Raw genomic sequence first — 12,559 nt, 5'->3', positions numbered from 1 at the left:
TTTAATTTATTAAGTGAATACTAAGTCATATTTCTTTCAATCTTTCGCAATCGTAGCATTAGCGTTTGTTGCTTTTATTGGGTTTAAACAAATCTTACCAGATAAAATTTTTTCTGATAGTAAAGTAGATTCCAAGAATGTACTTATAGACAGCCTGCTTCTGGAATCAGTAGCAAAAGATTCATTGTCGCTAAAAAGTGACAGCATCGAAGAAAGCGAGCGAAGATTAGGCGAGCAGAAAATTGTTTACGATGCTTCAGAAGGAATCGAATTCCCATCTGAAACCTTCGATAATTACAAAGGATATCAATATCTGATTTCTTTTTACGAAAAATTATATCAATTAGAACAGAATCCGCAAAGGCATGTTAGAATTGCTTATTACGGAGATTCTATGACCGATGGAGATTTAATTGTTCAGGATGTGCGTAACAATTATCAGGACCGTTTTGGCGGGAACGGAGTTGGTTTCGTATCCATAACTTCAGAATCTGCAGCGTCAAGAGGTTCTGTTAAAGCCACCTATTCTAAAAACTGGAAAACACAATCATATTTAAATGTAAAAAGACCTGCAAGCCCTTTTGGTGTAAACGGACATGTGTTTTTTGCAAATGACCAGACAAACCCAACCTGGGTTCAATATGAAGCAGGACTTCCAAAACATACAACCACTTTAGATAATCCAACCTTATTTTATGGGAGATCATCTAAAAGAGGAAACGTAAATTTCATTATCGGAAAAGATACCTTGAAAAAAAGTCTTACTCCAAACAATTTGGTAAACACTTTAAAAGTTACTTCGGGAAGTATAAAAGCTTTCAAAGCAAACTTTATTCATGCCGATTCAATTCCAATTTACGGATTTAATTTTGATAACGGAATTGGTGTTCACGTTGATAATTTCTCTCAAAGAGGAAATTCAGGACTGCCAATTTCTATGTTTGATGCCAGCGTAATGCAAGCCTTTGATAATAACCTGAAATACGATTTAATCGTACTTCACTACGGAACTAACGTATTGAATTACGGAACCAAAAACTATTTCTGGTATGAAAAAGGAATGACAAAAACCGTAAATAAAATAAAAGAATCATTTCCGGGAGTTTCTATTTTAATTGTTTCAACAGCAGATAAATCGACTAAATATGATTTAGAAATGAAAACAGATTCTGCAGTTGTTCCTTTAATGAAAGCACAGAAAAAGTATGCTTTAGAAACCGAATCTGGATTTGTAAATTTATATACTTTAATGGGCGGTGACGGATCGATGGTAAAATGGGTAGATGAATCTCCTGCAAAAGCCAATAAAGATTACACACATTTTAACCAAAGAGGCGCAAAAGCAATTGGTAATTTGTTATACAGTCAGTTAAATAACGGATACGAACAATATAAAATTTTACGTCAAAAACGTGAAACAGGCGTTAGACCTAAAGCGATTAGAAAACCCAAAGCAGATTCCGTCTCTGTAGAAAAAGATAGCGTAAATGAATAAACTTATTATTTTCTTTTGTTGTCTGTTTTTCTCAACAAATGATAAACCGCAAAATCCAGTTTCACCTCCAATAACTAAAAATATGGTTAGTAAAGTCGATTCAACAACAGTTGAATCTTTCAACGGAAATAATATTTACAATGCGAAAGCTTTAGAAAGTTTTTTTAAGAAATTAAAAGACAATGAGAGCGATAACAATCAAAAAATAAATATTGTTCATATTGGAGATTCTCACATTCAGGGAGATTTAATGACCAATGAAATCAGGAAAAATCTGCAAAGAAAATTTGGAAATGCAGGCCGTGGATTAGTTTTTCCATATCAATTGGCTAAAACAAACGGATCTTATAACGAACGTTTTCGCTGCAACAGAGTTTGGGAAACGTATCGAAATATTTATCCGGTTAGAAATTATCCTGTTGGTTTAAGCGGAATAGGGCTTTGGAGAGATTCTGGCGGATTTGTTTTAGAATTGAATATTAAAGATCCGGTATATAAGTTCAATTCAATAAAAATAATAACACCTCAAAACGAAGACATGTTTGATTTGTCAACAGCATCTCAAACCAAATTTATTGAAACAGCAGAACCAAAAATAATTAAACATAAAATTAAAAAAGGAGAAGCGATTTCTGTAATTGCAGATAAATACAACGTTTCGATTGCCGAAATAAAAAGAGCAAATTCGCTAAAATCAAATAACATTCGTGCAGGAAGAATATTAAGAATTCCGACAAACGAAACACAGTCAAGAAATATAAAAACATCCGAATATGTTTCTTTAAACATGGAATCTGATTCGTATTCACATTATTATAATTCAGAAAAAGCTTTAGATAAGATTTATTTGATTCCGAATAAAAAAGCTTCAAAATTTGAACTAAACGGAATTGTTTTAGAAAAAGATGCGCCGGGATTAATCTACAGCGGCATTGGAGTAAACGGAGCAAAATATTCAGATTATAATAAATATCCGTTGTTTTTTGAGCAGTTAAAAGCTTTACATCCAGATATGCTGGTGTTTTCACTCGGAACAAATGAAAGTTACGAGAAACTGGAATCAGGAAATTACATCAAACAATTAAGAGAGTTTATAAGCAATATAAAAGCACAGAATATAAATGTTCCAATAATTGTTATGACGCCGCCGCCGTCTCTGCTTAGAAAAAGACCGAACACTTTTATTCACGAATACACCAAACAAATTATAGAAATCGCACAGACAGATGGTTTTGCAGTTTGGGATTTATACGATGAATTTGGCGGAATGGAAGGAATCCGAAATCTAAAATCGGCAAAATTAATTGGGCCAGATTGGGTTCATTATTCTAAAAAAGGATACGAAAAACAAGGAAATTTGTTTTCAGAGGCATTTTTAAAAGCATACGATAATTTTAAATTAAAGAAGTAAGTTGATAACAATAGATAACATCAATAATTGGTTCGTCCAAAATTTTGGTGCAATTACAATAGAACAAGTTAAAAGCTGGTTTATTTATAATCCAGACGAAAAACTATTATTTAATACAGGTTTATTCTTAGGATTATTTCTGGTTTTTTATTTTGTGTATGGCTTTTTACGCAAAACATTTTATTTAAGATTAACGTACGTTATTCTCTTCTCGCTTTTCTTTTATTATAAGTCTAGCGGAATTTACTTTTTACTATTATTACTTTCTTCGGTTGTAGATTATGGCTTGAGCCAAATTATCTATAAAGAAACAAAAGTCGCTACCAAGAAAGTATATTTGGTAATAAGTGTAATCCTGAATTTGGGATTATTAGGTTATTTCAAGTACATGAATTTCATGATTGGAACATATAACGATATGTTCAACGGACATTTTAAATTTCATGATATTTTCCTTCCAGTCGGAATTTCGTTTTATACTTTTCAATCGATGAGTTACATTATCGAGATTTATCGTGAAGAAATTAAACCGACAAAAAACTACATCGAATATTTATTTTTCGTTTCGTTTTTCCCGCAGTTAGTTGCCGGGCCAATCGTGCGTGCAAAAGATTTCCTGCCACAAATTTATCAAAAACTAAACTTAACAAGACAAGATGTAAACAATGCCTTGTTTTTGATTATTGGTGGATTAATTAAGAAAACAGTAATATCAAATTATATCTCAATAAACTTTGTAGATCGCGTTTTTGATACGCCTTTAAATTACACTTCATTCGAAAATTTAATGGCATCTTACGGATATGCTATCCAGATTTATTGCGACTTTTCAGGATATTCAGATATGGCAATCGGAATCGCTTTATTATTAGGATTCAAATTACCAGCCAACTTTAGAACGCCATATAAATCAACTTCGATTACAGATTTCTGGAGAAGATGGCACATTTCGCTTTCAACCTGGTTAAAAGATTTCTTATACATTTCGATTGGTGGAAACAGAGAAGGTTCATTTGCCGGATTCTTATTCCCAAGTTTATTCTTCTTCGGATTATTGCTTTGGGGAATCACAAGTTACAATACAAGTATAATTCCGTTGATTATTGCTTCAATTTCGATTGTTCTATTTTGTTTGTCATTTCTGCTTTCCAGCAAAAAGAAACAAACTTTAGTAACCAATCTAAACCTTTTTACCACAATGCTTTTAGGCGGATTGTGGCACGGAGCGGGAGCACAATTTATTGTTTGGGGAGCTTTACACGGATTAGCTTTAGCGGTTCACAAAATTTTCCTTGAATTCTTCCCTTCTAGAAAAGACGGAAAAAGTAATTTCTTATGGAGATTTTTCTCAATTCTAATTACATTCCATTTTGTAGTTTTCTGCTGGATCTTTTTCCGCGCCAGAGATTTCGAAACAGCGCTACAAGTAATCAATAATATTGGTCAGTTAACTTTCGAACCGCAAAACTGGAAAGCCATAGTTTTAGGATATAAAAATGTCTTCTTATTAATGTTATTCGGATATGTTTGGCATTTTTTACCAGAAGTTATCACTGACAAAATGAAATTGGTTTTCGATAAAACACCATTATTAATAAAAGCAATAATTCTGGGCTTCGTTTACTGGATCGTTTACGCAACAGCAGTTGCCGGTTCACAACCGTTTATATATTTCCAATTTTAAATATAGCCACAAAGACACTAAGGCGCAAAAATTTTTATTCTTTGCGCTTTTTTTACTCTCGCAGATTTAGCAGATTTTTTTCATATTCTATCTAAAAAATAATCTGCCTATCTGCTAAATCTGCGAGAAAGAAAAAAATGACGCCTTGACAAGAAAAAACAAAATAAACTTTGTGTCTTTGTGCCTTCGTGGCAAAAAATTGCACATAAATAAAAATTGCCTGAAATATCTAATTAGATTATCTTTGCACTTCAAATAAAGAAAATAGTATGTTTGATAATTTAAGTGATAAGTTAGATAAAGCGTTCCATATATTAAAAGGACACGGTAAAATTACAGAAGTAAACGTTGCCGATACCTTAAAAGAAGTTCGTCGTGCCTTACTTGATGCCGACGTTAACTTTAAAATTGCTAAAGATTTTACAACCAAAGTAAAAGAAAAAGCAATTGGTCAGGACGTTTTAACAACGCTTCAGCCAGGACAATTATTGGTGAAGCTGGTAAAAGATGAGCTGACAGAATTAATGGGAGGTGATGTTGCCGGAATTAATTTATCTGGAAATCCAAGCGTTATATTAATGTCTGGACTTCAGGGTTCTGGTAAAACTACTTTCTCGGGAAAATTAGCCAACTTCTTAAAAACGAAGAAAAATAAAAAACCACTTCTTGTAGCGTGTGATATCTACCGTCCGGCGGCGATCAACCAGTTACATGTTGTTGGCGATCAAATAGGTGTTGAGGTTTACTCAGAACCAGAAAATAAAAATCCTGTTGAGATTGCTCAAAACGCAATTAAACACGCAAAAGCAAACGGATTCAATGTAGTTATCGTCGATACTGCAGGACGTTTAGCAGTAGATCAGGAAATGATGGACGAAATTGCGCGTGTACACAAAGCAATTCAGCCGCAGGAAACATTGTTCGTTGTCGACTCTATGACAGGACAAGATGCTGTAAATACAGCAAAAGCTTTCAACGATATCTTAAATTTTGATGGAGTTATCTTAACGAAATTAGACGGTGATACGCGTGGTGGAGCAGCAATCTCGATTAAATCGGTTGTAAACAAACCAATCAAATTTGTAGGTACAGGCGAGAAGATGGAAGCAATTGATGTTTTCTATCCAGATCGTATGGCTGAGCGTATCCTTGGTATGGGAGACGTTGTGTCTCTTGTAGAAAGAGCTCAGGAACAATTTGACGAAGAAGAAGCAAGAAAACTTCAAAAGAAAATTGCTAAAAACGAATTCGGTTTTGACGACTTCTTAACGCAGATTCAGCAAGTAAAGAAAATGGGTAATATGAAAGACTTGGTAGGAATGATACCAGGAGCTTCAAAAGCCATGAAAGACGTAGAAATAGAAGATGATGCTTTTAAACATATTGAAGCAATCATTCACTCCATGACGCCAGGAGAAAGAAGCAAACCGGCCATAATCGACGTAAAAAGAAAAGCCAGAATCGCAAAAGGTTCCGGAACGAAAGTCGAGCAGGTAAATCAGTTAATGAAGCAGTTTGACCAAATGAGCAAGATGATGAAAATGATGCAAGGTCCGGGCGGAAAAAACCTGATGAAAATGATGGGAGGCATGAAAGGAATGCCAGGAGGAATGCCGAGATAAAATAATAAAAGTTTCAAGTTTCAGGTTTCAAGTTAAGAGACCAAAACTTGAAACTTTTTTAATTACATAAATATTTAAGTTTCGCAAGTAACGTGAAACATGAAACTTTAAACCTGAAACAAAACAAATGCAACTACTAGACGGTAAAAAAACATCTAACGACATTAAAAACGAAATTGCAGCCGAAGTTCAATCCATAAAAGCAGCCGGAGGAAAAGTACCTCATTTAGCAGCCGTTTTAGTTGGAACAAACGGAGCAAGTTTAACTTACGTAGGAAGTAAAGTAAAATCATGTCAGGAAATCGGATTTGATTCAACTTTAGTAAGTCTGCCGGAAACAATTACCGAAGATGAACTGCTTGCTAAAATTAAAGAACTAAACGAAGACGATAACTTAGACGGATATATTGTTCAATTACCTTTGCCAAAACATATCGACGAGCAAAAAATCTTATTGGCAATCGATCCTGATAAAGATGTAGATGGTTTTCATCCAACAAACTTTGGAAGAATGGCGCTGGAAATGGAAAGTTTTATTCCGGCAACGCCATTTGGAATTATGGAATTGTTAGAGCGTTACAAAGTAGAAACTTCAGGAAAACATACCGTTGTAATTGGAAGAAGCCATATCGTAGGCCGACCAATGAGTATCTTAATGAGCCGCAAAGGTAACCCGGGAGATTCGACAGTTACCTTAACACACAGCCGTACTAAAAACCTAGAAGAATATACTAAAAATGCTGATATTATTATCACAGCTTTAGGTGTTCCTGAATTTTTAAAAGCTGATATGGTAAAAGATGGAGTAACGATCATCGACGTTGGAATTACTCGCGTAGATGACGCATCAAACCCAAAAGGTTACGTTATAAAAGGTGATGTTGATTTTGACGGAGTAAGCAAAAAAGCATCGTTTATTACACCAGTTCCAGGTGGAGTAGGGCCAATGACAATTGCTATGTTGTTGAAAAATACTCTTTTAGCACGCAAAATGAGAAGTGCAAAAAAATAAGCCAAAAAAGAATGAAAAATACAGGAAGTCCATCTACTAAAGATGGGCTTTTTGGTTTTACAACATGATATAAAAACATTCGGAATTTGAAATGAAAACATTTTATAAAAGTAATGACGGATTATTTGAAATTCCTGAATGGAGTTCGAATTGTTGGATTAATGTAGAATCACCAACTTTAGAAGAAAAAAAATATTTATTAGAAGAACTTCAAATTCCGGAAGCCTTTTATAATGATATTGAAGATATTGACGAAAGACCCCGTATCGAAACAGAAGATGGATGGACATTAGTAGTTTTGCGCGTTCCTATAAAAAGAAATGATATCAAATTACCATTTCAGACCATACCTTTAGGATTCGTTTTCAAAGATGATATCAAAGTAACAATCAGCTTTTATAGAACAGAAATCATCTGCGACCTTGTTCTTTATTCACAAAAAAAACATATCCAGATCAATGATAATTTTTGTTTGGTTTTAAGGCTTTTACTCTCATCAAGCGTTTGGTATTTGAAATATCTTAAACAAATCAATCAAAAGATTAAAGTAGCAGAAGATAATTTAGAAAAATCAATTAAAAATGAAGAACTGCAAACATTGCTTCAAATTGAAAAATGTCTTGTCTTTTTTATAACGTCCTTAAAAGGAAATGATGTTTTATTTCATCGCATTAAAAACTTAAAAATACAAACACAAAACTACGACACAGATTTGGTCGAAGATGTTGAAATTGAGTTAAGTCAGGCGCAGGATACAGCAAACATTTACAGTGATATTTTGACAAGAATGGTGGATTCCTATGCTTCTGTAATTTCCAACAACATGAATAATATCATGAAACAAATGACTTCTATTTCTATTATTTTGATGATACCAACATTAATTGCCAGTTTATATGGTATGAATGTTCCAAACGGTCTCGAAGAAATCAAATACGGAATTTGGATTCTTCTTTCAATTTCAATCGTACTTTCAGCCGTTGGTGTATTCCTCTTTAAGCGAAGAAGATGGTTTTAATTATAAATGAAAATAAAAGCCTGTTCCTTACCAATAGGCTTTTTCGTTTTTATACTTTGGGCGTGACCATGTTTGCAAAAAGGCGCTCCAATCTTTTCGCTTATTGCGCGCCTTTTCTCAAACATGGTCGGGCTATCCGCGCTACTTCGGTAGCCAGCTCCTATCCCTCACGCAACACTCAGGTAAAAACAAATCCCGCTCCTGCAAGATTTCCAAAACCTTGTAGGTATGATTATTAAATATTAATTAAATGTGTAGTCCCTACGGGACAAAAAATCGTGGTAAATGATTTTTAGCTACCGATATTTAATCTCTCCGAGATACTCCGTTAGGAGTTATATATCGGTAGTTATAATATAATTTCACAGGTAAAATATCCCGTAGGGGTTATACATTTTATGATTTAACAATTCATTCATTATGTCTACGATTTAATTTAATTAAAATAAAAACACAATTTTTTATTTGTCAATTCAAAATAAATAATAACTTTGTAACGCAAAGTACTTTAATTATGAATCAAAAGCACCAAGAAGATTTAGCACATATTCGTTCCATGATGGAGCGTTCTTCAAGATTTATATCGTTAAGCGGACTTTCAGGAGTTTTCGCGGGACTTTCGGCATTAATAGGCGGATTATATGTCTATCAGCTTTTTAAAGTAAATGGAATCGAATATTTTACTGACGAACACATAATATTATCCGGCAGCTTAGTTTCAGAATTAATATGGATAGGCGTAATAATTTTAGTTTGTGCCTTTGTATTCGGAACCTTTTTTACCGTTAGAAAAAGTAAAAAATACAATTTGCCAATTTGGACCTCTGCTACAAAAAATATGCTGTTTAATCTGGCAGTTCCACTTGCAGCAGGAGGAATATTTTGTTTAGCATTAATATATCACGGATATTACGGTTTAGTAGCGCCGTCTACTTTATTATTTTACGGACTAGCCGTTATCAATGCCGAAAAATATACATTTTCAGATATAAAATATTTAGGCTTTTCTGAACTTTTGCTGGGATGTATTTCGCTTTTTTATATTGGATATGGTTTAATATTTTGGATCTTAGGATTTGGTATCCTGCATATCGCATATGGATTGGTGATGTTCAAAAAATACAAATAACCCAATGGGAATTATTGATAAACTAAATAAAGATTTTGAAAGCCGTGTCAGACTGGGTATTATGTCCGTTCTGATGGTTAACGACTGGGTAGATTTTACCGAGATGAAAACACTTTTAAATATCACCGATGGTAATTTAGCAAGTCATTCCTCTGCGTTGGAGAAATCTGAATACATCGAAGTTAAGAAAGAATTTGTTGGTAAAAAACCAAAAACATCTTATCAGGTAACGCCGCTAGGCCGCGCAGCGTTTAAAGAGCACCTTTCTTATCTCGAAAAATTAATGAAATCGTAATAACTATATTTTTTTACCTAAAAACTTTGAATTACAAAGTACTTTTAAAAATTGAAATCATGAAATTGCCGATAGTGTTTTTACAATTAGCGGATAAGGCAATTACATTTTTGACCAATAACAAATAAAAATCTACAAAAATGAAAAAACATCAAATTATTTTAGCTTGTACAGCGGTTTTTATACTGCTTTTTTACAATGAATCTATGGGAATCAATATCTCTATTTTTGGAGTGATACTTACTCTGTTAATTAGTTATTTCTTTCAGGAAAAGTTTGTAAACAGATCACATCTTGTTCTTGTTATGACTTCTATTTTATCTTGTTTTGCCTTTGCGTGGTATGGAGACGCTGCATCATTTTTTGCTTTAGCATTATCAATTCTGTTTTTACAATTTAAAACGCAGGATGGAGAACTTAAAATCGTTCAGATTTTTCCTTTAATATTCCTAAACGGAATCACTACAATAGGACGTATTTTTATATTTAGCCAATGGCTTCCTGAACGAAAAATTCACAACGACTTTGCTAAGAAACTAGTAGCGTTTGTAATTATTCCGGTAATATTTCTTGGATTATTTTTTATCGTTTACTCATTCGGAAGCAATCATTTCTCTTCATTGTTTACTGATTATACATTAGATATTAATCTGCCTCAATTAATAGCTATGTGTATTTTAGGATTTTATATCTCATTCAGTTTTTGGAATTACTGGGTTCCGGATATTTCTTATCAGTTCAACCCAAAATTAAACAATGAATTCACTAACATTTCTGAAGTAAAAAATCAAAGTACATTCTCATTTTTAGATTTGGATTTTGAAAGAAAGAGCGGAGTAATCACATTATTTATGTTAAATATTATGCTTCTAATTTTCATTGGAACATATAATTACGAACAATTTTTTGAAGTAGTCGAAAAAACAAACCTAAGCGCCGATACACACCAACGAGTAAATGCAGTTATATTTTCAATTTTGATGGCAGTTGGTGTAATCTTATTTTACTTTAAAGGAGGTTTTAACTTTGATGAAAAAGCAACAACACTAAAAAAACTGGCAAAAGTATGGATTGTATTAAATGTAGTTTTAATTGTAAGCGCCATTGTTAAAAACTCAGAATATGTTTCTTTTTACGGTCTAACTTATAAACGTCTAGGAGTTTATGCTTTTTTAATTTTAGCCATTATCGGTTTGATTTATTCTTTCTTAAAAATAACGAAACAAAAAACAAATGCCTATCTTTTCAATCAAATGATTTGGTATTTCTATGGAACAATTCTTTTATGCAGTTATGTGAATTGGGGGAATTTAGTAACCAATTATAATATTTCGGTAAATAAAGGAGTAGAGCCAGTATTTTTAAGCGGATTAAACTTTAATGATGATGCCAGAAGAGAATATCTTTCAAAGAATAATTTAGACGGAAAATATCCAGAAGCGGTAAGAGAAGAATTAATTTCAAATTATCAAAATGCAGGTTTTTTATCTAAGGCTTTGTATTATGAATTTTTAGATAATAAGAAATAAATTAAAAAGTCCCATTTGAAATCTCAAATGGGACTTTTATTTAATTGTTATCACCTCTTTTTCTAAATCGGGGATCGTGTTTTGAAATAAATGTTGTTCTTCGATTCGAACTTTGACTTGGAGCTTCAACTTTAGGAAAACTCGCTTCTTCCGTTTTACTCGAAGGCTCAATTAACTGATTTAATTCTTTAATTTCAGCATCGGTTAAATCGCGGTAACGCCCAACTGGAACATCCAAAGAAATATTAATAATTCTAATACGTTTAAGTGCGGTAACTTCATAACCCAAATATTCAGACATTCTTCTAATTTGTCGGTTTAAACCCTGAGTTAGAATTATTTTAAAAGTGTATTTACTGATTTGTTCTACTTTACATTTTTTGGTAACCGTATCCAAAATTGGAACACCATTTCCCATTCGTTGTATAAAACGATCTGTAATAGGTTTATTTACTGTAACCGTATATTCTTTTTCGTGATTGTTTCTGGCGCGTAAAATCTTATTTACGATATCACCATCATTGGTCATAAAAATCAATCCTTCACTCGCTTTATCCAATCTTCCAATCGGGAAAATACGTTTCGGATAATTGATATAATCCACAATATTATTTCGAACTTCTAAATTAGTGGTGCATTCGATTCCAACTGGTTTGTTGAAAGCCAAATAAACCATTTTTTCGTGCTTTTCCACGATTAACTTTCCGTCTATGCGTACTTCATCATCTGGCGAAACTTTAGTTCCCATTTCCGGCACAGCGCCATTTATTGTTACACGTCCTTCTTCAATTAATTTATCGGCTTCACGACGAGAACAATATCCCGTTTCACCAATAAATTTATTAAGACGTTTAAGATTTTCTTCCATACTGCAAAAGTAGGCAAAAAAATGATTTTAGATTTTAGAATTCAGATTTTAGATTTTTCAAAAGCTTTGAACTAAAAAAACTTAGAATCTTAGCAACTTAGAATCTCAGTATCTTTATTAAGAATCATGAAAAATCGAACTATCTTCCGGAGTCTCTTTTCTTTCAAACATTCCGTAGTCGCGCACAACAGTTGCAATTCTTAAATGATAATCTTTAAAAACTTCATTTCGACCTTTAGCCTGTGCAGCGCGATGCATTTCAAGATTTCTCCATTGCTGAATACTTTCTTCATCTCTCCAAAAAGATAAAGACAAAACCTTTGAAGGATCACTAAAACTCTGAAATCGTTCTATAGAAATAAAACCTTCAATATGGTCTAATTCAGGGCGCAGACTTGCGGCGATATCAAGATATTCTTCTTTTTTTCCTTCATTCGGAATAACTTCAAAAATTACAGCTATCATTTTAATTGTAGATTTTAGAATTCAGATTTTA

At 33.0% G+C, this 12,559-nt stretch carries 11 protein-coding genes; 9 read left to right on the top strand and 2 right to left on the bottom strand.

All coding sequences use genetic code 11. The features are described 5' to 3' along the window. Positions 1-13: 13 nt before the first annotated feature. From FLAPXU55_RS20165 to FLAPXU55_RS20125, 9 genes are all read left to right on the top strand, one after another. Entirely contained in the window at positions 14-1,495 is a 1,482-nt protein-coding gene (locus FLAPXU55_RS20165; RefSeq protein WP_180860767.1) for an SGNH/GDSL hydrolase family protein, read from the top strand. After that, positions 1,488-2,906, top strand: coding sequence for a GDSL-type esterase/lipase family protein (locus FLAPXU55_RS20160; RefSeq protein WP_180860765.1), 1,419 nt, complete (start codon positions 1,488-1,490; stop codon positions 2,904-2,906). Before FLAPXU55_RS20165 ends, FLAPXU55_RS20160 begins: the two co-directional genes overlap by 8 nt. Before the next feature lies 1 nt (position 2,907). After that, positions 2,908-4,590 carry an MBOAT family O-acyltransferase gene (locus FLAPXU55_RS20155; protein ID WP_180860763.1) on the top strand — a complete coding sequence of 561 codons (1,683 nt, stop codon included), beginning with the start codon at positions 2,908-2,910 and terminating at the stop codon, positions 4,588-4,590. Between the two features lie 269 nt (positions 4,591-4,859). Continuing rightward, a complete protein-coding gene (gene ffh / locus FLAPXU55_RS20150) occupies positions 4,860-6,212 on the top strand; it encodes a signal recognition particle protein (RefSeq protein ID WP_180860761.1) in 1,353 nt (450 codons plus the stop codon). 127 nt (positions 6,213-6,339) lie between these two features. Then, positions 6,340-7,224, top strand: coding sequence for a bifunctional 5,10-methylenetetrahydrofolate dehydrogenase/5,10-methenyltetrahydrofolate cyclohydrolase (locus FLAPXU55_RS20145; RefSeq protein WP_053472426.1), 885 nt, complete (start codon positions 6,340-6,342; stop codon positions 7,222-7,224). A gap of 91 nt (positions 7,225-7,315) precedes the next feature. Next, positions 7,316-8,242, top strand: coding sequence for a magnesium transporter CorA family protein (locus FLAPXU55_RS20140; protein WP_180860759.1), 927 nt, complete (start codon positions 7,316-7,318; stop codon positions 8,240-8,242). Positions 8,243-8,756: 514 nt separating this feature from the next. Beyond that, positions 8,757-9,371, top strand: coding sequence for a hypothetical protein (locus FLAPXU55_RS20135; protein ID WP_180860757.1), 615 nt, complete (start codon positions 8,757-8,759; stop codon positions 9,369-9,371). 4 nt (positions 9,372-9,375) lie between these two features. Beyond that, positions 9,376-9,666 (top strand): winged helix-turn-helix domain-containing protein, encoded by a 291-nt coding sequence (locus FLAPXU55_RS20130; protein ID WP_053472423.1) that lies wholly within the window; start codon positions 9,376-9,378, stop codon positions 9,664-9,666. Between the two features lie 140 nt (positions 9,667-9,806). Then, positions 9,807-11,195, top strand: coding sequence for a DUF4153 domain-containing protein (locus FLAPXU55_RS20125; protein WP_180860755.1), 1,389 nt, complete (start codon positions 9,807-9,809; stop codon positions 11,193-11,195). A gap of 40 nt (positions 11,196-11,235) precedes the next feature. On the opposite strand, the gene rluF is transcribed toward FLAPXU55_RS20125, so the two are convergent. Both rluF and FLAPXU55_RS20115 read right to left on the bottom strand, forming a co-directional pair. Beyond that, positions 11,236-12,063: a 23S rRNA pseudouridine(2604) synthase RluF gene (gene rluF / locus FLAPXU55_RS20120; RefSeq protein WP_180860753.1), complete on the bottom strand. Its 828-nt coding sequence runs from the start codon at positions 12,061-12,063 to the stop codon at positions 11,236-11,238. Positions 12,064-12,180: 117 nt separating this feature from the next. Beyond that, the gene (locus FLAPXU55_RS20115) at positions 12,181-12,528 is read right to left on the bottom strand and encodes an antibiotic biosynthesis monooxygenase family protein (RefSeq protein ID WP_180860750.1); all 348 of its coding nucleotides are present in this window, start codon (positions 12,526-12,528) and stop codon (positions 12,181-12,183) included. Between the last annotated feature and the right edge of the window lie 31 nt (positions 12,529-12,559).

It is taken from the genome of Flavobacterium panici, from assembly GCF_903819335.1.
Classification (GTDB): Bacteria; Bacteroidota; Bacteroidia; order Flavobacteriales; family Flavobacteriaceae; genus Flavobacterium; species Flavobacterium panici.
This window is presented reverse-complemented; position numbering and strand designations above follow the sequence as displayed.